An 18,401-nucleotide genomic window follows, 5' to 3' on the forward strand; every position below is an offset into this window, starting at 1 on the left:
GGCGCCCGGGCACGGCTCGCGGCCGCCGTCTGCAGCGATCGCGGGGATCGGCTACAGTGGGCGTTTTCGGCGCGCCCCGCCCGCCTGTCGAAGTGCTCGTCCCGTTGCTGCCGCGGTGGCACGGGCGGTAAGCGATGCGCGGCAGGACGGCGGAGCGCGGATCCTCCACATTGACGAGCGAATCTCCATGCCCGATCTGTCAGCCTTCCCGATCACGAAGAAATGGCCTGCCCAGCATCCCGACCGTCTGCAGCTGTATTCGCTGCCGACGCCGAACGGCGTCAAGGTGTCGATCATGCTCGAGGAAACCGGCCTGCCGTACGAGCCGCACCTCGTGCGCTTCGACACCGACGACCAGCTGTCGCCCGAATTCCTGTCGCTGAACCCGAACAACAAGATCCCGGCGATCATCGATCCGAACGGCCCCGACGGCCGGCCGCTGCCGCTGTTCGAATCCGGCGCGATCCTGATCTATCTCGCGGACAAGACGGGCCAGTTGATCCCGAAGGATCCCGCGGGCCGGTACGAGACGATCCAGTGGGTGATGTTCCAGATGGGCGGCATCGGCCCGATGTTCGGGCAGGTCGGCTTCTTCCACAAGTTCGCGGGCCGCGATTACGAAGACAAGCGTCCGCGCGACCGCTACGTCGCCGAATCGAAGCGTCTGCTCGCCGTGCTCGACGCGCATCTCGCGAACCGCAAGTGGGTGATGGGCGACACGTACACGATCGCCGACATCGCGATCTTCCCGTGGGTGCGTAACCTCGTCGGCTTCTACGAAGCGGGCGACCTGGTCGGCTTCGCCGAATTCAAGCATGTCGCGCGGGCGCTCGACGCGTTCGTCGCGCGTCCGGCCGTCGCGCGCGGGCTCAACATCCCGGCACGCGGCTGAGCCGCGCAGCGGGCGCACCCTGCGGCCGCGCTCTGCGTGGCCCGCCGCATCGCGCGGCGGGCAATTCTTCCGCTTCCTTTCGGTGTTTTCGTTTTCCGCCTGCTGCGTTCATTCGACGTGACGATTCGGCGGCGCTATTTTTCGGCCGACGCCGACGCCGCTTCCCCCAATCCCGCCAGCAGCTTTTCCAGCAACGCCGAAAGTTGCGCCTGCTCGGCCTCCGACAGCGCGGCCAGCATCGCGCGCTGATTGTCGACGTGCGCGGCCACCGCATCGTCGATCAGCGCGCGGCCGGCGTCGGTCAGCGCGACGAGCGTGCCGCGACCGTCGGCCGGGTTCGGCCGGCGCTCGACCCAACCGGCCTTCTGCAGCCGGTCGATGCGCGCGGTCATCCCGCCCGACGACATCATCAGCGCGTCGTACAGCGCGGTCGGCGTCAGCGCGAACGGCGCGCCGCTGCGCCGCAGCGTCGCCAGCACGTCGAATTCGCCCGGCTGCATCCCGTAGCGCGCGAACAACGGATTGAGGCCGTCGCGTGCGACCACCAGCGCGGCCTCCTGCAGCCGTCCCATCACGAGCATCGACGACGCATCCAGATCCGGACGCTCGATGCGCCATTGCGCGAGCGCATGCGCGGCTCGATCCATTAACCCTCCTCGGTTCACCAGTTATCTTGACGTCGAGATAAATCCGCATTTATCTTGATATCGAGATACTTTACATGAAAACGCGCGGCCCTCTGACGGAGGTGTCGTGCACCGATAATGAGGGCCGCTCCATGAATCGCTTCACTTCCCCCGGATGGCGGCTTGCCGCGATCGTGCTGGTCGGACTGAACCTGCGGCCGGCGCTGGCCGCGATCGGTCCGCTGCTCGACATGATCCAGCGCGCGACCGGCATCGGCGACGGCGCGGCGAGCCTGCTGACCACGATCCCGATCCTGCTGATGGGGCTGGGCGCGCTGAGCGCGCGCCGGCTGCAGCGCGTGACGGGGATCACGGGCGGCGTCTGGCTGGGCGTCGCGCTGATCGGCTTCGCGTGCGCGTCGCGAATCGGCGCGCAGCACGCGTGGCTGCTGCTCGCGAGTGCATGCTGCGCGGGCCTCGGAATCGCGATGGTGCAGGCGTTGCTGCCGGGATTCGTGAAGGCGCATTTCGCGACGCGGATCGGCGGCGCGATGGGCGTCTATTCGACGTCGATCATGGGCGGCGCGGTGCTCGCGAGCGTCGTCGCGCCGTTGGCCGCGGCCCGCTGGGGCTGGCTGGTCGCGCTCGCGGGCTGGGCGCTGCCGGCCGCGGTCGCAGCGCTCGCGTGGCCGCTGGCCAGCCGTGGCGGCGATGCGCTGGTGTCCGGGCCGACGTCGGGGGCGATGGTGCAGGCGCGGCCGTCGCGCTCGCCGCGCGCGTGGCGGCTCGCGATGTTCTTCGGGATCGCGACGGGCGCCTATACCCTCGTGCTGGCATGGCTGCCGCCATACTACATGCGGCTCGGCTGGTCGCCGACCGCGGCCGGCAGCCTGCTCGGCGGCGTAACGCTCGCCGAAGTCGTCGCGGGGCTGGCGATCTCGGCGACGATCGACCGCCTGCCCGATCGCCGGCCCGCGCTGCACGCGGCGATCGCGTCGCTGTTCGCGGGGTTGCTGGTGATGCTGGCCGCGCCGGAGGCACTTGCGTTGCCGGCTGCGCTGCTGATGGGGGCCGGTATCGGCGCGCTGTTTCCGTTGTCGCTGATCGTCACGGTCGATCATGCGGCGACCCCGGCCGATGCGGCGACGTTGACGGGGTTCGTGCAGGGCGTCGGCTATCTGATCGCTGGGCTGTTTCCGTTCGCGGCGGGCATCGTGCGCCAGCATCTCGCGGATCTGTCGCCCGCGTGGCTCGCGATGGCTTGCCTGTGCGTCGTGCTGTTCGCGCTGGCGGCGGGGTTTGCGCCGCAGTTTGCGCGGCGTGTTGCGCGGGCTTAGCGCAGACTTAGCGCCGGTCGGACGCTGCGCGTGAAGGCGTTGACCCGGATCGTGGCCTTCGCGCGGTTGCCCGTTGTTGCTCAGTCACGCCGGATTGCACGGTTGGCGCCGTTCGACCGAGGGCGTTGATCAGCGGACCGGCTCGCGAGAAAACCCGTCGTCGCGATGCCGCGAAATGCGAAGTGCCTTGCGTTCCGTGCACGCGCAATCAGCTGCCGCTCGCATACAGCGTCGAATCCGCAAACTCTTCCGCATCGAGCACGCGCCCGATCAGGATCAGCGCGGTGCGCTCGATCCGCGTGCCCTGCACCTTGCCGACGATGTCGGCCAGCGTGCCGGTCACGCGTTCCTCGTCGGGCCAGCTCGCACGGTAGATCACCGCGACCGGGCACGCGGGCCCGTAATGCGGCAGCACTTCGTCGACGATCCGCGCGAGATGCCGCACGCCGAGATGGATCGCGAGCGTCGCGCGATGCGCGGCGAGCGCGCCGAGCGCTTCGCCTTCCGGCATCGTCGTCTTGCCCGCGAAGCGCGTGAGGATGACCGTCTGCGCGACACCGGGCAGCGTCAGCTCGACGCCGAGCGTCGCCGCGCACGCGGCCGTGGCCGTCACGCCGGGCACGATTTCATACGGAATCCCGAGCGCTTTCAGCCGGCGGATCTGTTCCCCGATCGCGCCGTACAGCGACGGATCGCCTGAATGCACGCGCGCGACGTCCTGGCCTTTCGCGTGCGCATCGGCGAGCAGCGCGACGATCGCATCGAGGTCGAGCTCGGCCGTATTGACGACCTGCTCCGCGCGATGGCCGTCGAGCACGGCCGGCGGCACGAGCGAGCCTGCGTAGAGAATCACCGGGCACGTGCGCACGAGACGCTGGCCCTTCACCGTGATCAGCTCCGGGTCGCCGGGGCCCGCGCCGATGAAATACACCGTCATCGAAAAATCTCCATCAATTCATGGGGCAGCCGGTCGCGCGGCATCACGCGCGCGCGGCAGGGTCGAGCGCATCGAGCAGCGCGGCGGCCGAGTCGAACACGCGATCGGCGTCGGGCAGCGTCGGCCGGCGCAGCATCACGACCGGAAGCCTGCGTTCACGCGCGACGTCGAGCTTGGCCTCGGTCGCGGCGCCGCCGCTGTTCTTGCTGACGACGACGTCGATGCCCGCGAGCGCGAACAGCGCGCGCTCGCCGTCGAGCGTGAACGGCCCGCGCGCGGCGAGGACCTGCGCGCGCGCGTTGCCGGGATGCGCATCGAGGCAGCGCACCAGCCAGAACTGGTGCGGCGGAATCTCGTCGAGATGCGCGAGCGGTTCGCGGCCGAGCGTGAACAGCGGCCGCCGGAATGGCGCGAGCGCGGCCTCGATGCCGGCCCAGTCGTCGACCATCCTCCAGTCGTCGCCGGGTTGCGGCGCCCACGGCGCGCGTCGCAGCGCCCACAGCGGCACGCCCGCGTCGCGCGCGGCGGCCGCCGCATTCGCGCTGATTCGCGCGGCATACGGATGCGTCGCGTCGATCACGAGGCCGATGCCGGCGCCATGCAGGTACGCGGCGAGCCCAGCCGCTCCGCCGAAGCCGCCGACGCGCACCTCGCAGCGCAAGTCGTCGGGCACCTTGCCGAGGCCCGCGAGGCTGTAGACGTGCCGCGGACCGAGCGCGCGTGCGATCTTCAGCGCGTCGCCCGTGCCGCCGAGCAGCAGGATGCGCGCGCTCATCGTGCGGTCCCGACGAAGCGGCCCTGCCGGTCGATCGCGAACATCTCGACCGAGACCGACGGCGGCACGATGTCGCGCGCGACCCGCAGCGCATGCGCGCAGACGATGTCGCCGAGCGGCACGCCGTCGGCCTGCGCGAGCTTCAGCGCTTCCTGGCTGGTGTTCGCCGCGCGCATCGCGGCCTGCAGCGCTGCGTTCGCGCCCGCCTCGGCCGCCCACTGCGCAAGCAGTGGCAGGTCGATGCTCGAATGGCGGCTGTGCAGGTCGAGATGGCCTGCCGCAAGCTTGCTGAGCTTGCCGAACCCGCCGCACATCGACAGGCGGGCGACCGGCGCGCGGCGCAGGTGCTTGAGCACCGCGCCGGCGAAATCGCCCATTTCGATCAGCGCCATGTCGGGCAGGCCGTAGTGCGCGCGCATCGCATCCTCGCTCGCGTTGCCGGTGCACGCGGCGATGTGCGCGATCCCGTTCGCGCGCGCGACGTCGATGCCCTGGTGGATCGACGCGATGTACGCCGAGCACGAGAACGGCCGCACGATGCCGGTCGTGCCGAGGATCGACAATCCGCCGACGATGCCCAGACGCGGGTTCATCGTCTTCAGCGCGAGCGCCTCGCCGCCCTCGACGCCGATCGTCACGTCGAAGCCGCCTGCGTAGGCGAATTCGGCCGCGAGCGCGTCGAGGTGCGTGGTCATCATCTGGCGCGGCACGGGATTGATCGCCGGTTCGCCGACCGGCAGCGTGAGTCCGGCGCGCGTGACGGTGCCGACACCCGGCCCCGCGTGAAAGCGCACGCCGGGCACCGCCGCGAGCGCGACGCGCGCGAAGACCAGCGCACCGTGCGTGACGTCCGGATCGTCGCCGGCATCCTTGATCGTACCGGCTTCCGCGCCGTCGGCAGTCGTCCTGCAGAACGCAAGCCGCATCATCACGTGCTGCCCCTTCGGCAGCACGATCTCGACGGCGTCGATCGCGCCCCCCGCGAGCAGCAGGCGCGCGGCCGCGAGCGACGTCGCGGTCGCGCAACTGCCGGTCGTATAGCCGAAGCGCAGCGGCGCCGGTTGTTCGGGGGTTTCGTCGCGCATCACGTGGGGTCCGCGAGATCCGTTGCCGTGGAATCGGGTTTGCGCACGTCGTACAGCGTGACGGGCAACGGCTGCCGCCACGTGTCGAAGCGGCCGAGTGGTTCGGCGTGCGCGAGCGACACGCGCGTGAGCGTGCCGCCGTGAATATCGCGCCACGCGGCGAGCGCCAGTTCGCCCTGCAGCGTGACTGCGTTCGCGACGAGCCGGCCGCCGGGCTTCAGCGCCGACCAGCACGCGGCGAGCACGCCGGGCGCGGTCGCGCCACCGCCGATGAAGATCGCGTCGGGCGTCGCAAGCCCGGCAAGCGCTGCGGGCGCGCGCCCCGCGACGAGTTGCAGGCCCGGCACGCCGAGCGCGTCGCGATTGTGTTCGATGAAGCGCTGCCGCTCCGCATGCGACTCGATCGCGATCGACTGGCACGACGGATGCGCGCGCATCCACTCGATGCCGATCGAGCCGCTACCCGCGCCGACGTCCCACAGCAGTTCGCCGGGTGCGGGCGCGAGGCGTCCGAGCGTCAGCGCGCGCATGTCGCGCTTGGTGAGCTGGCCGTCGTGGCGGTACGCGTCGTCGGGCAGGCCTGGCGTGAGTGCTCGGCGCGGCGCATCGGGGCCGGCCTGGCAGTCGAGCGCGACGAGATTGAGCGCGGCGGTTTCGTCGATGTTCCAGTCTTGCGCGAGACCGTCGATGCGCCGTTCGAGCGGCCCGCCGAGGTGTTCGAACACGCTGATGCGCGTCGGACCGAAGCCGCGCGCGGCGAGTTCGGCCGCGACCGTGGCCGGCGTGCGGCCGTCGGCGCTCAGCACGAACAGGCGCCGGCCCGGCAGCAGGTGGCGCGCGAGCGTCGCGAGCGGCCGGCCGACGAGCGACACCGCGCCGACGTCCTGCAACGCCCAGCCGAGCCGCGCGGCCGCCAGCGACAGCGATGACGGTGCGGGCAGCACGCGCCATTCGTCGGGAGATAGTTCGCGCGCGAGTGTCGCGCCGACGCCGAACAGCATCGGGTCGCCGCTCGCCAGCACGCAGACGGGCGAACCGCGCCGCGCGAGCAGGCCCGACAGGTCGAACGGCGACGGCCACGCGGTGCGTTCGGCCCGCAGCCGCGCGGGCAGCATGTCGAGGTGCCGCTTCGCGCCGACGACCTGCGTCGCTTCGAGCAGCGCGCGCCGCGCGCTACGCCCGAGCCCCGCGTAGCCGTCGTCGCCGATGCCCACTACCGTCAGCCACGCCGTCATGCACCCTTCCCCATCGTCCGGTTCCATCGAGTCGCCGCACGGCGGCCGTAATGGCGCCGGTGCGGCTGTCCGCATTGCGAAAGTCGGCATGGTACCGTGTTCCACCGCGCGTTTCATCTGCGGGGCCGCCGACGCCGGGCCGCATTTCGCTTCGGCCACGAAGCCCGCTCGGCGGTCGCGAAGCGCCGGTGAAATCGGGTATCCTACGGCCGTTCGTTCGCCGGTGCCCTTCGGGGCCGAAGAGGGAACACAGGGCGCGCACCGCGCCGCTGTGGCTGCCCCCGCAACTGTAGACAGCGAGCCGATCTCCCCCCTCATGCCACTGGTTTCACCGGGAAGGCCGGGAGCCGGCGCCGACCTGTCAGCCAGGAGACCTGCCGGCATGAAAGTGCGTGCGTGCCAGTCGGCGTCGGGCGGGGTGTACCGATACGTTGGCCGCGGCGTGACACTGCCCCGGTATCCCGTTGAGTTCCGCCCCCGATTCCATTCCTGCGTCGCCCGCCGTGCGCCCGTCGGCCTGCCCGGGGCTCGTGCGCGTCGTCGCGGCCGCCGACGGCGGGCTGTGCCGGATCAAGTTGCCGGGCGGCCGGCTCGACGCGCGGCAGGCGCGTGCGATCGCCGCCGCCGCGCGCGCCTGCGGCTCCGGCGCGATCGACGCGACCAATCGCGCGAATCTCCAGTTGCGCGGCATCCGCGACGGCGCGGCCGATACGCTGGCCGACGCATTGCTCGATGCGGGCCTGGGCCCGCGCGCGAGCGCCGCCGATGCCGCCGACGACCGGGCCGCGCTCGCCGCGCGCGACGACGTCCGCAACCTGATGCTCAGCCCGCTCGCGGGGCGCGATCCCGACGCACTGCTCGACAGCCGCGCTCTCGCGCTGCCGTTGCTCGACATGCTGACGCACGAGCCGCGCCGCGGCGAGGTGTCGCCGAAATTCTCGATCCAGCTCGACGGCGGCGAATCGGTCGCGGCGCTCGATCATCCGCACGACATCTGGCTCGCCGCGTGGCGTCGAGGCGACGGTGCGGTCCGCATCGCCGCGGGCCTGGCAGGCTGCCCGCCGGTCGCGCCGGGTGATCCGTCCGCTTCGTTCGACGTCGCGCCGGACCAGACCGTCGCGCTCGTTCGCGCGCTGCTGCTCGCGTTCCTCGATCTCGCACCGGCCGACGTCACGCGGATGCGTGCTTTGCTCGCGGCCGGCGGCGCATGCGCATTGCGCGCGCGCGCGCAGGATTACGCACCCTTCCCGCTCGAAGCCGATCCGGCACTGGCCGGCTGGCGGCGCAAGCAGGCGGACGCCGCGCTGCGTTTCGGTGCAAGGCCGTCGCGCGATGCGGATCGCTGCAGTGTCGGCGCGCAGTTCGTGCTCGGCCGGTTCGACGCAACACAACTGGAACAGCTTGCGGCACTCGCCGACGCGGAAGGCGACGGCACGCTGTCGATGACCCCGTGGCAAGGCGTGTTCGTGCACGGCGTGCGGCACGAACGCGCGCCAGCCGTGCTCGACGCGCTCGCGTCGATCGGCCTCGTGTGCACGACGTCCGACCCGCTGGCGGCGCTGGTCGCCTGCACCGGCAGCGCGGGCTGCGCGAAGTCGCGCGCCGATACGAAACACGATGCGCTCGCGCTGGCCGCGCGCGTCGGCCATCCGGTCGACGTGCACCTGACCGGCTGCGAGCGCCACTGCGCGCTGCCGCATCCCGCGATGCATACCCTCGTCGCGGTCGCGCCCGGACGCTACGACCTTTACCGGCGCGACGCCGCCGCGGGCCTCGGCGCCCCGCTCGCGCGCCATCTGACGATTGACCAGGCCGCGGACCGACTGACGGGCGCGCGGCACAGCCAGGACACCACCGATGCTTGACTATATTCGCGACGGGCAGGAAATCTACCGCCAGTCGTTCGCGACGATCCGCGCCGAGGCCGACCTGTCGCAGATTCCGCCCGATCTCGAGAAGCTCGCAGTGCGCGTGATCCACGCGTGCGGGATGGTCGACGTGGCCTACGACCTGCGCTTCTCGGCCGGCGCCGGCACGGCGGGCCGCGCGGCGCTCACGGCCGGCGCGCCGATCCTGTGCGACGCGCGCATGGTCGCCGAAGGCATCACGCGCGCGCGGCTGCCGGCCGGCAATCGCGTGATCTGCACGCTCGGCGAACCGGAAGTCCCCGACCTTGCGCGGCATCTCGGCAACACGCGCTCGGCCGCGGCGCTCGAACTGTGGCGCCCGCATCTGGCCGGCAGCGTCGTCGTGATCGGTAATGCGCCGACCGCGCTGTTCCACCTGCTCGACATGATCGACGCCGGTGCGCCGCGCCCCGCGTTGATCCTCGGATTTCCGGTCGGCTTCATCGGCGCCGCCGAATCCAAGGCGGCACTCGACGCCGACAGTCGCGGCGTGCCGTACGTCGCGCTGCTCGGCCGCCGCGGCGGCAGCGCGATGGCCGCAGCCGCCGTCAACGCACTCGCGACGGAGGCAGAATGACGGCCCCGCGCGGACGCCTGTTCGGGGTCGGCGTCGGCCCCGGCGACCCCGAACTGATGACGATCAAGGCGCTGCGCGTGCTGCAGGCCGCGCCGGTGGTCGCGTATTTCGTCGCGAAGGGCAAGAAGGGCAATGCCTACGGGATCGTCGAGGCGCACCTGCTCGATGCGCAGACGCAACTGCCGCTGGTCTATCCGGTGACGACCGAGGCGCTGCCGCCGCCGCTCTGCTACGAGACCGTGATCGCCGATTTCTACGACACCGCCGCCGAGATCGTCGCGTCGCATCTCGACGCCGGGCGCGACGTCGCGGTGATCTGCGAAGGCGATCCGTTCTTCTACGGGTCGTACATGTACCTGCACGATCGCCTCGCGTCGCGCTACGACACCGAAGTGATCCCGGGCGTGTGCGCGATGCTCGGCGGCACGGCCGTGCTCGGCCAGCCGCTCGTCTATCGCAACCAGAGCCTGTCGGTGCTGTCCGGCGTGCTGCCGGCGGACGAATTGCGCGCGCGGCTCGCGCAGGCCGACGCGGCCGTCGTGATGAAGCTCGGCCGCAACTTCGACAAGGTGCGGCGCGTGCTCGACGAACTGGGGCTCGCGAAGCGCGCGCTGTACGTCGAGCGCGCGACGATGGCGGCGCAGCGCATCGTGCCGCTCGACGAAGTCGATCCGATGGCGTCACCGTACTTCTCGCTGCTCGTCGTGCCGGGGGAAAAATGGCAAGGATGACGACTCCGCCCGCAATCGTGATTCTCGGCGCGGGCGCACTCGATACCGCGCGGCGCATCCAGGCGCGTTATCCGGGCGCAGTCGTGCACGGGCTCGCGTCGCGCGTCGAGGCCGACGTGCCGTTCGACGAACTCGGCGCGCACTTGCGCGAGCTTTACGCGCGCGGCCTGCCGATCGTCGCGCTGTGCGCGGCCGGCATCGTGATCCGTTGCGTCGCGCCGGCGCTGGCCGACAAGGGTGTCGAGCCGCCGGTGCTCGCGGTCGCGGAAGACGGTTCCGCCGTCGTGCCGCTGCTCGGCGGGCTGACGGGCGTCAACGTGATCGCGCGCGAAATCGCCGAATGCCTCGGCGTCGCGCCCGCGATCACGACGAGCGGCGAGCTGCGCTTCGGCGCGTGTGTGCTCAACCCGCCCGACGGCTATGCGCTCGCCGATCTCCAGCAAGGCAAGCGTTTCGTGTCCGATTTGCTCGCGGGTGCGGCGACGCGCATCGACGGCGCGGCGCCCTGGCTCGACGACGTCGCGCTGCCGCGTGACGACGCGGCCGCGCATGCGATCCGCGTGACGCCCGAAGCGTGGCGCGGCGCGCGCGACGAACTCGTGATCCATCCGCGCAGCGTGGTGGTCGGCATCGCGGCACGCGGCGTGCAGGCCGATGCGTCGCCATCGCTTGCCGGGCGCATCGACGCGCTGCTCGATACGCACGGACTCGCGCGGCTGGCGCTCGCCGCATTGGTCGCCTCGGCGTCGTTGCTCGGCGATGCGCGCGTCGAAGCGGCGGCACGGACGCTGGGCGTGCCGTTGCGCTTCGCCGATGTCGACGGCGACGAATGCGACGAAGACGCCGATGCCGCTGCCCTGCTGGGTTCGACGTTGCGCGTGACGCACACGCTGCGCGCAACGTCCGACGGCCTCGCGTGCGCGGTCGCGACGCAACCCGTCGATCCCGCGACGCTCGGCCGTGCACGCGGCCGCCTGACGGTGCTCGGCCTCGGCCCGGGCGATGCGGCGTGGCTCACGCCCGCCGCGCGCACCGCGCTCGCGCAAGCCACCGACATCCTCGGCTATACGACCTACGTGACGATGGCCGGCCCGTTCCGCGCGGACCAGCGCGTCCACGGCACGGACAATCGCGAGGAAATGCAGCGCGCGCGCCATGCGTTCGAACTGGCGGCCCAAGGCCGGCGCGTCGCGGTCGTCTCGTCGGGTGACCCGGGTGTGTTCGCGATGGCCGCGGCCGTGCTCGAAGCGCTCGACGAAGCACGCGACCCGCGATGGGCCGCGGTCGAACTGCGCGTCGAACCCGGCGTATCGGCATCGCTCGCGACCGCCGCGCGGGCCGGCGCGCCGCTCGGCCACGATTTCTGCGCGATCTCGCTGTCGGACAACCTGAAGCCGTGGGACGTGATCGAGACGCGCCTGCGGCACGCGGCGCAAGCCGATCTCGTGATGGCGTTCTACAACCCGATCTCGCGTGCACGGCCGTGGCAGCTCGACCGTGCGCTCGATGCGGTGCGCGCGCATCGCGCGGCCGACACGGTCGTCGTGCTCGGTCGCGATATCGGCCGGCCCGGCGCGACGCTCGCGACGACGACGCTCGGCGCGCTGCGCAGCGATCAGGTGGACATGCGCACGATGGTGATCGTCGGCTCGTCGACGACGCGGCGTTTCGCCATCGGCGACGGGCGTGAGTGGGTCTACACGCCGCGCTGGTATCGTTGAGCGTCGCTGCGCAACGCGCGGTTGACCATCCGGCCGAAACCAGGCGGAAAAATCGCCCGCTTCGCGTTTCGATATGCGATCGAATCGGCAAGATCGTTACGTGTCGAGAATCGAATAACGAAAAGAACACCTAAGTATTCACGATTCGGCACGAATCCTCCAAGATGAGCACGCCACCGGCCGGGCATACCCGATCGCCCGCCCGGCGGCGATACGCGGGCCAGCGTATCCCTCTTCCACTTGGAGAACACAATGAACAACAACGTGTTGCCGCGATTCAACCCGCGCGCGCTCGCCGCGGGCTGCCTGCTCGCCATGGCGAGCGTGTCCCACGGCGCCGGCGTCTATGCGCCCTTCGTCGACGTGACGCTCTACCCGACGCCGCTCGTCGACCGGATCGGCGTTCAGCAGGGCATCCAGCAGTTCACGCTCGCGTTCGTGGTCGCGGGCAGCGGCTGCGCGCCATCCTGGGGCGGCGTGCAGCCGATCGGCAACGGCGCGAGCGGCGACCTGCTCGCGTCGCTGTCGGCGTCGATCGCGAGCTATCGCGCGAAAGGCGGCGAGATTGCCGTCTCGTTCGGCGGTGCGAACGGCACACCGCTGATGCAGGCATGCTCGAGCGTCCCCGCGCTGAAGACGGCCTATCAGACCGTGATCGACACCTACGGCCTCACGCATGTCGATTTCGACATCGAGGGCGCATCGCAGCAGGACAGCGCTGCCGTTGCCCGCAACTTCCAGGCCGTCGCGCAACTGCAGTCCGACTACGCGGCGAAAGGCAAGCCGCTGCACGTCACGCTGACGCTGCCGACGATGCCGACCGGGCTCACGCAGGATGGCATGAACGTGGTCGCCGCGGCAATCGCGAACAAGGTTGCGTTCGACGCGGTGAACCTAATGACGATGGACTACGGCCCCGCGAACATCGACATGGGCGCGGCCGCGATCAGCGCCGCGCAAGCGCTCTATACGCAGCTCGATACGGCGTTCAAGTCGGCGGGCCAGCCGAAAACGGGCACGCAACTGTGGCAGATGGTGGGCGTCACGCCGATGATCGGGATGAACGACGTGCAGGGCGAAACCTTCACGCTCGCGAATGCGCAGAGCGTGTTGAATGCAGCGATCGGCAACGGCTACGGTTTCTTCGGCAACTGGTCGGTCGGCCGCGATCAGCCTTGCCCGAACGACGGCGCATATGTGGCGCCGACCTGCTCGGGTATCGCGCAGCAGCCGTACGCGTTCGCATCGATGTTCCGGAAACTCGACGGCAAGTGGGGCACGGGCGTCACGCAGGATCCGAACTACGGCGGCGGCTCGAACGGCGGAACGCCGCAACCCGGCGCACCTTGGTCGGCCGGCCAGGTCTATACGGCAGGCGCGACGGTGACCTACCAGGGAACGACGTACCAGGCGCAATGGTGGACGCAGGGCGACGTGCCCGGCCAGGCAGCGGTATGGAAGCCGGTCGGCGGCGGCACGCCCGTGTGGTCGGCTACGACCGCGTACCAGGGCGGCACGTGCGTCACGTACCAGGGCGCGAAATACTGCGCGAAATGGTGGACGCAGGGCGACAACCCGAGCGCGGGCGGCGTGTGGGTGAAGTCATGACGCCGCGGCGCACTACCGGCGCGTGACGCGCCACGGCCGTTCCCGGATGCCGCCCGGCATCGCGGCGAACGGCCGCCGAAACCGCCTGCGCCCTGCTTCGCGTTTTTTGCTAGCCCCGCCCCTGCTCGGCCAGCAGCCGCGCCTTTGCGTCGACCAGCAGCGCCGCATGCATGTCGCGATGCTGGCGGATCCGCTCGGTCGGCCCGACGACCGACAGCCCGTACCAGTCGCCGTCGAGCGTCAGCGCGACCGCGATCGCCGACAGCTCGGGCGCGCTCTCGCCGAGGTTCTCGGCCCAGCCGAGTTCGCGAAACCGCGCGGTCTGCGCGACGAGCGCCGGCAGGTCGGCCACCGTCGCATCGGTGAAGCGTTCGAACGACAGCTGCGCGCCGAGCGCCTGCTGCGCGTCGCTCGCGAGCTCCGCAAAGATCGCCTTGCCGATCGAGTTCGCATGCAGCGGACGCAGCTCGCCCGGCTGGCGCGTGTAGCGGATCGCCTGCTCGGACTCGACGACGTCGAGATACGTGACCGACGCGCCCTGGATCTTGCCGAGCACGGCCGTCTCGCGGCTCGCGTCGCGCAGCGCGACGAGATGCGGATGCACGATGTCGACGACGGGATCGGGCGCGTCGATCGCGGCGGCGATCGTCTGCAGGCGTCGCGTCGGATAGTAGCCGCCGCGCTTGCGCACCTCGTACAGATAGCCGCGGCTCACGAGCGTGCGCGCCATCGCCAGGCAGCTCGACGCCGGCACGTTGAGCAGGCGCGCGAGTTCGGTGAGCGGCAGCGGCCGCCGTTCGGCGGCGAACAGCTCGAACAGGTCGAGCGTGCGGGCAACGAGTTTGACGTCCATGACGAGCGCTTGATTCGGAACGGGAAATCGCGCGCCGGGCGGGCCGCCGCGCGTCAGTACGACTTCGGCAGCCCGAGCACCTTCTCCGCGATGTAGCACAGGATCAGTTGCGGACTCACGGGCGCGAGCCTCGGAATCATACACTCGCGCAGGTAGCGCTCGACGTGGTATTCCTTCGCATAGCCCATCCCGCCGTGCGTTGCGATCGCCGTCTGGCACGCCTGGAACGCGGCTTCCGCGCCGAGGTACTTCGCGGCGTTCGCCTCCGCGCCGCACGACTGCCCCGCGTCGTAGCGCGTCGCGGCTTTCATCACCATCAGCCACGCGGCCTCGAGCTGCATCCATGCCTGCGCGAGCGGATGCTGGATCGACTGGTTCTGCCCGATCGGCCGGCCGAATACGACGCGTTCGCACGCATACTGCGTTGCGCGCCGCAGCGCGGCCTGACCGAGGCCGATCGCCTCGGCGGCGATCAGGATCCGCTCGGGGTTCAGCCCGTGCAGCAGGTAGCGGAAACCGTCGCCCTCGTTGCCGATCAGGTCGTCGCGCGGCACGCGCAGGTTGTCGATGAACAGCATGTTCGAATCGACGGCCTTGCGGCCCATTTTCTCGATCTCGCGCACCTCGACGCGCGAACGGTCGAGGTCAGTGTAGAAGAGGCTCAAGCCGTCGGTTGGCTTCGCGACCTGGTCGAACGGCGTCGTGCGCGCGATGATCAGCATCTTGTTCGCGACCTGCGCGGTCGAGATCCAGATCTTGCGGCCGCTCAGCACGTAGTGGTCGCCGTCGCGACGCGCCTGCGTGGTCAGATGCGTCGTGTCGAGTCCGGCATCGGGCTCGGTCACCGCGAAGCAGGCCTTGTCGCGTCCGGCGATCAGCGGCGGCAGGAAGCGCGCCTTCTGCGCGTCGTTGCCGAACACCTGCACGGGGTTCAGCCCGAAGATGTTCATGTGGACGGCCGATGCGCCCGACAGGCCGGCACCCGACGCGCTGATCGTGCGCATCATCAGCGCAGCCTCGGTCATCCCGAGCCCGGCGCCGCCGTGGGCCGGGTCCATCGCGATGCCGAGCCAGCCGGCCTCGGCGAGCGCCGCGTGAAAGTCGGACGGAAACCCGCCCGCGCGATCGCGTTCGAGCCAGTAGTCGTCGCCGAAGCGCTCGCAGATTTTCTCGATCGCGCTTTCGATCGCGCGCTGGTCGTCGGTCAGGTCGAACTGCATGGATTGCCCTCCAGGAAAACGTGAGCGGCGCGCCGCGCGCGAGACAACGCCGGGTTTCGGAGCGGCCTTCTTGGTGGAGGCCGGCGCGACGGATACGCGGACGCTCACAACGGAAACACGCCCGTCGCGACTGCGGCGAAGACCATCAGCACGGTGGCGGCGAACAGGAACGGAATCGTGAATTTCTGGTGCTCGGCCAGCTCGACGCCGGTCAGGCCGACGATCAGGAACGTCGCTGGCGTGAGCGGACTGACCGGAAAACCGGTCGTCATCTGGCCGAGCAGCGCGGCCTGCGCCATCTGGATCGGCGGCACGCCGAGCAGCTTCGCGCTCTCCGCGAGCACCGGCAGCACGCCGAAGTAGAACGAGTCGGGATCGAACAGCAGGCTGAGCGGCATCGACAGCAGGCCGAGCACGAACGGCATGTGGCGCGCATGCTCGACCGGAACGTGCGCGACGACGACCTCGGCCATTGCCTTGAGCATCCCGGTGCCGGACATGATCCCGGTGAACGCGCCGGCCGCGAGCAGCACGCTCGCCATCATCAGCGCGGCCTTCGCATGCGCGTCGATCCGCTCGCGCTGCGCCTGCACGTCCGGATAGTTGATGACGAGCGCGGCCACCGTGCCGAGCATGAACATCACCATCGGGTCGACGATGCCCGACACGAGCGTGCCGAGCACGACGAGCGTCAGCGCCAGGTTGATCCGGAAACGGCCGGGCCGGCGCAGCGCGCGTTCGGCGTCGGTCAGCTCGCGCGGCGCGATCGCGAGCGATGCCGCGCCGGCGCGATCGAGCCCGAGCCGCTTCGCCTCGCGCACGCCGAGGACGTAGGCGGTGCCGAACACGAACGCGAGCCCGACGATCTGCACCGGGATCATCGGCATGAAGATCGCCGAACCGGGAATGTGCAAGGCGGCCGACGCGCGCAGCATCGGTCCGACCCACGGCAGGAAGTTGACGCCGGCCGCCATCGACGCGACGCACGCGAGGATCCGCCGGTCCATGCCGAGCCGTGTGTAGAGCGGCATCATCGCGGGCAGCGTGACGAGAAACGTGACGGCGCCCGAGCCGTCCAGATGGATCAGCAGCGCGAGCAGCGCCGAGCCCGTCACGATGCGCGGCGGATGGCAGCCGATCACGCGCAGCACGCCCGCGATGATCGGGTCGAGCATCCCCGCATCGGTGAGGATACCGAAAAAAAGAATTGCAAAAACGAACATCCCGGCGATGGGGCCGATATTCTGCACGCCGTGCACGATGAACTTGCCGGTCGAGAGTCCGAAGCCGGCCGCGAGCGACGCGGCCACCGGCACGACGATCAGCGCGACGAGCGGCGACAGCCGCTTCGTGATGATCAGGCCGAACAGCGCGACGATCGCGGTCGCGCCGATCCATGCGAGCATGATGTGTCTCCTCTTGCAGCGGCGCGTGTCCGGTGCGACGCGGTGTGATGTGCGAAGGGGGCGCGGGCGTGCGGTGCCGCACGCCGCCGGCCGCGATGCGGGTCAGTTGCGACGCGGGCCGTTGTCGTCGCGTGCGTCGTCCGCAAACACCTGCGCCGCGTGTTCGTTCAGCGCGGGCGGCGGCCGCCGGTACGTGGCCGGCGTGCGGCCGAGCTTGATCGGCGACGCGATGCCGCGATGCCGACCCAGTTCGACCTTCATCTGGCGATGCGCGACGTGCGGATGGTCGAGCGCCGCGTCGAGCCCGAGCACGGGCGCGCACGGCACGCCGCGGCGCATCAGCTGCTCGGCCAGTGCCGCGCCGTCGTGTTCGGCCAGTGCCGTTTCGAGCAGCGCGCGCAATGCGGCGCGGTTCGCGCTGCGCGCGCGGTTGTCGACGAAGCGCGGATCGTCGGGCCACTCGCGCGTGCCGAGGACGTCGCACAGCGCGGCGAACTGCCCGTTGTTGCCGACCGCGAGAAAGATGTCGACGCTCGCGGTCGGAAAGCTGTCGTAAGGCGTGATGTTCGGATGCGCGTTGCCGGTGCGCACCGGGGCCCGCCCCGAATGGAAGAAGTTCGGCGTATGCGGATGCAGGATCGACAGCGCGCAGTCGAACAGCGTCGATTCGACGAATTGGCCGCGCCCGCTCGCATCGCGTTCGCGCAGCGCCATCAGCACGCCGAGCGCCGCGTTCAGCCCGGTGACGAGATCGACGATCGGCACGCCGACGCGCAGCGGCGCGCCGCCCGCCTCGCCGTTTACGCTCATCAGCCCGGCCAGTGCCTGCACGGCCGCGTCGTAGCCGGGCAGCCCGCCGAGCGGGCCGTCCGCGCCGAAGCCCGACACGCGGCAATGGACGAGACGCGGAAAGCGTGCGTGCAGCGTATCGAAGCCGAGGCCCCAGCGCTCCATCGTGCCGATCTTGAAGTTTTCGACCAGCGCGTCGGCGTGCTCGAGCAGGCCGAGCAGCCGCTCGCGATCCTCCGGCTTCGTCAGGTCGAGCGCGATGCCGAGCTTGTTGCGGTTCACGCCGAGGAAATACGACGCGGTGTCGCCGTCGAACGGCGGCCCCCAGGTGCGCGTCTCGTCGCCCGACGGCGGTTCGACCTTGATCACCTCCGCGCCGTGGTCGGCGAGAATCTGCGTCGCGTACGGGCCGCCCAGCACCCGCGACAGATCGATGATGCGCAACCCCGCCAACGCGCCCTGCTGCTCCAGCTCCGCCATGCGTCTCGCTCCTGCTCCCGGTTGATCGGACCGTCTGTTCCGCCGTGCCGACAGCGGCGGCACGGGTTCCCGGACTCGAACGATAATTCCTGTATGTGAATTTATATTCACACTCAGGAATTTTATTGTCAAGCCGGATATGCCCGGCAGCCGTGTGAAGAACGCGGCCGCCCGCAAGTGGGGACGACACCGAACGCTGGCCGGTTGCGGCGCCGGGCCGCG

At 70.4% G+C, this 18,401-nt stretch carries 16 protein-coding genes and 1 riboswitch; of the genes, 7 read left to right on the forward strand and 9 right to left on the reverse strand.

All coding sequences use genetic code 11. The annotated features are described in order from the left end of the window. Positions 1-187: 187 nt before the first annotated feature. Positions 188-892: a glutathione S-transferase N-terminal domain-containing protein gene (locus tag DIE08_RS15725; protein ID WP_124902431.1), complete on the forward strand. Its 705-nt coding sequence runs from the start codon at positions 188-190 to the stop codon at positions 890-892. A 134-nt stretch (positions 893-1,026) separates the two neighbouring features. On the opposite strand, the gene DIE08_RS15730 is transcribed toward DIE08_RS15725, so the two are convergent. Then, entirely contained in the window at positions 1,027-1,539 is a 513-nt protein-coding gene (locus DIE08_RS15730; RefSeq protein ID WP_124902432.1) for a MarR family winged helix-turn-helix transcriptional regulator, read from the reverse strand. Positions 1,540-1,670: 131 nt separating this feature from the next. On the opposite strand from DIE08_RS15730, the gene DIE08_RS15735 reads away from it, so the two are divergent. Then, on the forward strand, positions 1,671-2,855 hold the full coding sequence (locus DIE08_RS15735) for an MFS transporter (RefSeq protein ID WP_124902433.1): 1,185 nt from the start codon (positions 1,671-1,673) through the stop codon (positions 2,853-2,855). Between the two features lie 208 nt (positions 2,856-3,063). Here DIE08_RS15735 and cobM read toward each other — a convergent pair whose 3' ends face one another. Genes cobM through cbiE form a run of 4 tightly spaced genes read right to left on the reverse strand, consistent with a single transcriptional unit; the run spans position 3,064 to position 6,887 of the window. After that, the gene (cobM, locus tag DIE08_RS15740; protein WP_124902434.1) at positions 3,064-3,792 is read right to left on the reverse strand and encodes a precorrin-4 C(11)-methyltransferase; all 729 of its coding nucleotides are present in this window, start codon (positions 3,790-3,792) and stop codon (positions 3,064-3,066) included. Positions 3,793-3,835: 43 nt separating this feature from the next. Further along, the gene (locus DIE08_RS15745) at positions 3,836-4,567 is read right to left on the reverse strand and encodes a cobalt-precorrin-6A reductase (protein ID WP_124902435.1); all 732 of its coding nucleotides are present in this window, start codon (positions 4,565-4,567) and stop codon (positions 3,836-3,838) included. After that, positions 4,564-5,652, reverse strand: coding sequence for a cobalt-precorrin-5B (C(1))-methyltransferase (locus tag DIE08_RS15750; protein ID WP_059606787.1), 1,089 nt, complete (start codon positions 5,650-5,652; stop codon positions 4,564-4,566). The genes DIE08_RS15745 and DIE08_RS15750 overlap by 4 nt, the downstream gene beginning before the upstream one ends. After that, positions 5,652-6,887 (reverse strand): precorrin-6y C5,15-methyltransferase (decarboxylating) subunit CbiE, encoded by a 1,236-nt coding sequence (cbiE, locus tag DIE08_RS15755; protein WP_124902481.1) that lies wholly within the window; start codon positions 6,885-6,887, stop codon positions 5,652-5,654. The genes DIE08_RS15750 and cbiE overlap by 1 nt, the downstream gene beginning before the upstream one ends. Positions 6,888-7,091: 204 nt before the next feature. Next, a riboswitch (cobalamin riboswitch) is annotated at positions 7,092-7,284 on the forward strand. Positions 7,285-7,390: 106 nt separating this feature from the next. Here cbiE and cobG point away from each other — a divergent pair. The 5 genes from cobG to DIE08_RS15780 all read left to right on the forward strand — a co-directional run bounded on the left by cobG (position 7,391) and on the right by DIE08_RS15780 (position 13,431). Further along, positions 7,391-8,752 carry a precorrin-3B synthase gene (cobG, locus tag DIE08_RS15760; RefSeq protein WP_124902482.1) on the forward strand — a complete coding sequence of 454 codons (1,362 nt, stop codon included), beginning with the start codon at positions 7,391-7,393 and terminating at the stop codon, positions 8,750-8,752. Next, on the forward strand, positions 8,745-9,371 hold the full coding sequence (locus DIE08_RS15765) for a precorrin-8X methylmutase (protein ID WP_059606783.1): 627 nt from the start codon (positions 8,745-8,747) through the stop codon (positions 9,369-9,371). The genes cobG and DIE08_RS15765 overlap by 8 nt, the downstream gene beginning before the upstream one ends. After that, positions 9,368-10,102: a precorrin-2 C(20)-methyltransferase gene (locus DIE08_RS15770; protein ID WP_124902436.1), complete on the forward strand. Its 735-nt coding sequence runs from the start codon at positions 9,368-9,370 to the stop codon at positions 10,100-10,102. Before DIE08_RS15765 ends, DIE08_RS15770 begins: the two co-directional genes overlap by 4 nt. Further along, on the forward strand, positions 10,099-11,823 hold the full coding sequence (gene cobJ / locus DIE08_RS15775) for a precorrin-3B C(17)-methyltransferase (protein ID WP_124902437.1): 1,725 nt from the start codon (positions 10,099-10,101) through the stop codon (positions 11,821-11,823). The genes DIE08_RS15770 and cobJ overlap by 4 nt, the downstream gene beginning before the upstream one ends. A 252-nt stretch (positions 11,824-12,075) precedes the next feature. Beyond that, positions 12,076-13,431 (forward strand): chitinase, encoded by a 1,356-nt coding sequence (locus DIE08_RS15780; RefSeq protein ID WP_185715867.1) that lies wholly within the window; start codon positions 12,076-12,078, stop codon positions 13,429-13,431. Positions 13,432-13,540: 109 nt separating this feature from the next. Here DIE08_RS15780 and DIE08_RS15785 read toward each other — a convergent pair whose 3' ends face one another. The 4 genes from DIE08_RS15785 to DIE08_RS15800 form a co-directional block, all read right to left on the reverse strand. Further along, positions 13,541-14,284 carry an IclR family transcriptional regulator gene (locus DIE08_RS15785; RefSeq protein WP_124626201.1) on the reverse strand — a complete coding sequence of 248 codons (744 nt, stop codon included), beginning with the start codon at positions 14,282-14,284 and terminating at the stop codon, positions 13,541-13,543. A 53-nt stretch (positions 14,285-14,337) separates the two neighbouring features. Beyond that, complete coding sequence (locus tag DIE08_RS15790) at positions 14,338-15,504, reverse strand: acyl-CoA dehydrogenase family protein (protein WP_124902439.1); 1,167 nt, start codon at positions 15,502-15,504, stop codon at positions 14,338-14,340. A 104-nt stretch (positions 15,505-15,608) separates the two neighbouring features. Continuing rightward, complete coding sequence (locus DIE08_RS15795) at positions 15,609-16,910, reverse strand: CitMHS family transporter (protein ID WP_124902440.1); 1,302 nt, start codon at positions 16,908-16,910, stop codon at positions 15,609-15,611. A gap of 102 nt (positions 16,911-17,012) precedes the next feature. Continuing rightward, positions 17,013-18,179: a CaiB/BaiF CoA-transferase family protein gene (locus tag DIE08_RS15800; protein ID WP_124626195.1), complete on the reverse strand. Its 1,167-nt coding sequence runs from the start codon at positions 18,177-18,179 to the stop codon at positions 17,013-17,015. Positions 18,180-18,401: the final 222 nt, after the last annotated feature.

The organism is Burkholderia sp. Bp9004 (genome assembly GCF_003858025.1).
GTDB lineage: Bacteria > Pseudomonadota > Gammaproteobacteria > Burkholderiales > Burkholderiaceae > Burkholderia > Burkholderia diffusa.

What these genes read in the sequence shown, in the direction of transcription:
- DIE08_RS15735 (WP_124902433.1), top strand. Translation starts at nt 1,671, where the DNA reads ATGAATCGCTTCACTTCCCCCGGATGGCGGCTTGCCGCGATCGTGCTG.
- cobJ (WP_124902437.1), top strand. Translation starts at nt 10,099, where the DNA reads ATGACGACTCCGCCCGCAATCGTGATTCTCGGCGCGGGCGCACTCGAT.
- cbiE (WP_124902481.1), bottom strand. Translation starts at nt 6,887, where the DNA reads ATGACGGCGTGGCTGACGGTAGTGGGCATCGGCGACGACGGCTACGCG.
- DIE08_RS15765 (WP_059606783.1), top strand. Translation starts at nt 8,745, where the DNA reads ATGCTTGACTATATTCGCGACGGGCAGGAAATCTACCGCCAGTCGTTC.
- DIE08_RS15725 (WP_124902431.1), top strand. Translation starts at nt 188, where the DNA reads ATGCCCGATCTGTCAGCCTTCCCGATCACGAAGAAATGGCCTGCCCAG.
- cobM (WP_124902434.1), bottom strand. Translation starts at nt 3,792, where the DNA reads ATGACGGTGTATTTCATCGGCGCGGGCCCCGGCGACCCGGAGCTGATC.
- DIE08_RS15745 (WP_124902435.1), bottom strand. Translation starts at nt 4,567, where the DNA reads ATGAGCGCGCGCATCCTGCTGCTCGGCGGCACGGGCGACGCGCTGAAG.
- DIE08_RS15800 (WP_124626195.1), bottom strand. Translation starts at nt 18,179, where the DNA reads ATGGCGGAGCTGGAGCAGCAGGGCGCGTTGGCGGGGTTGCGCATCATC.
- DIE08_RS15785 (WP_124626201.1), bottom strand. Translation starts at nt 14,284, where the DNA reads ATGGACGTCAAACTCGTTGCCCGCACGCTCGACCTGTTCGAGCTGTTC.
- DIE08_RS15770 (WP_124902436.1), top strand. Translation starts at nt 9,368, where the DNA reads ATGACGGCCCCGCGCGGACGCCTGTTCGGGGTCGGCGTCGGCCCCGGC.
- DIE08_RS15780 (WP_185715867.1), top strand. Translation starts at nt 12,076, where the DNA reads ATGAACAACAACGTGTTGCCGCGATTCAACCCGCGCGCGCTCGCCGCG.
- DIE08_RS15730 (WP_124902432.1), bottom strand. Translation starts at nt 1,539, where the DNA reads ATGGATCGAGCCGCGCATGCGCTCGCGCAATGGCGCATCGAGCGTCCG.
- DIE08_RS15790 (WP_124902439.1), bottom strand. Translation starts at nt 15,504, where the DNA reads ATGCAGTTCGACCTGACCGACGACCAGCGCGCGATCGAAAGCGCGATC.
- DIE08_RS15795 (WP_124902440.1), bottom strand. Translation starts at nt 16,910, where the DNA reads ATGCTCGCATGGATCGGCGCGACCGCGATCGTCGCGCTGTTCGGCCTG.
- DIE08_RS15750 (WP_059606787.1), bottom strand. Translation starts at nt 5,652, where the DNA reads ATGCGCGACGAAACCCCCGAACAACCGGCGCCGCTGCGCTTCGGCTAT.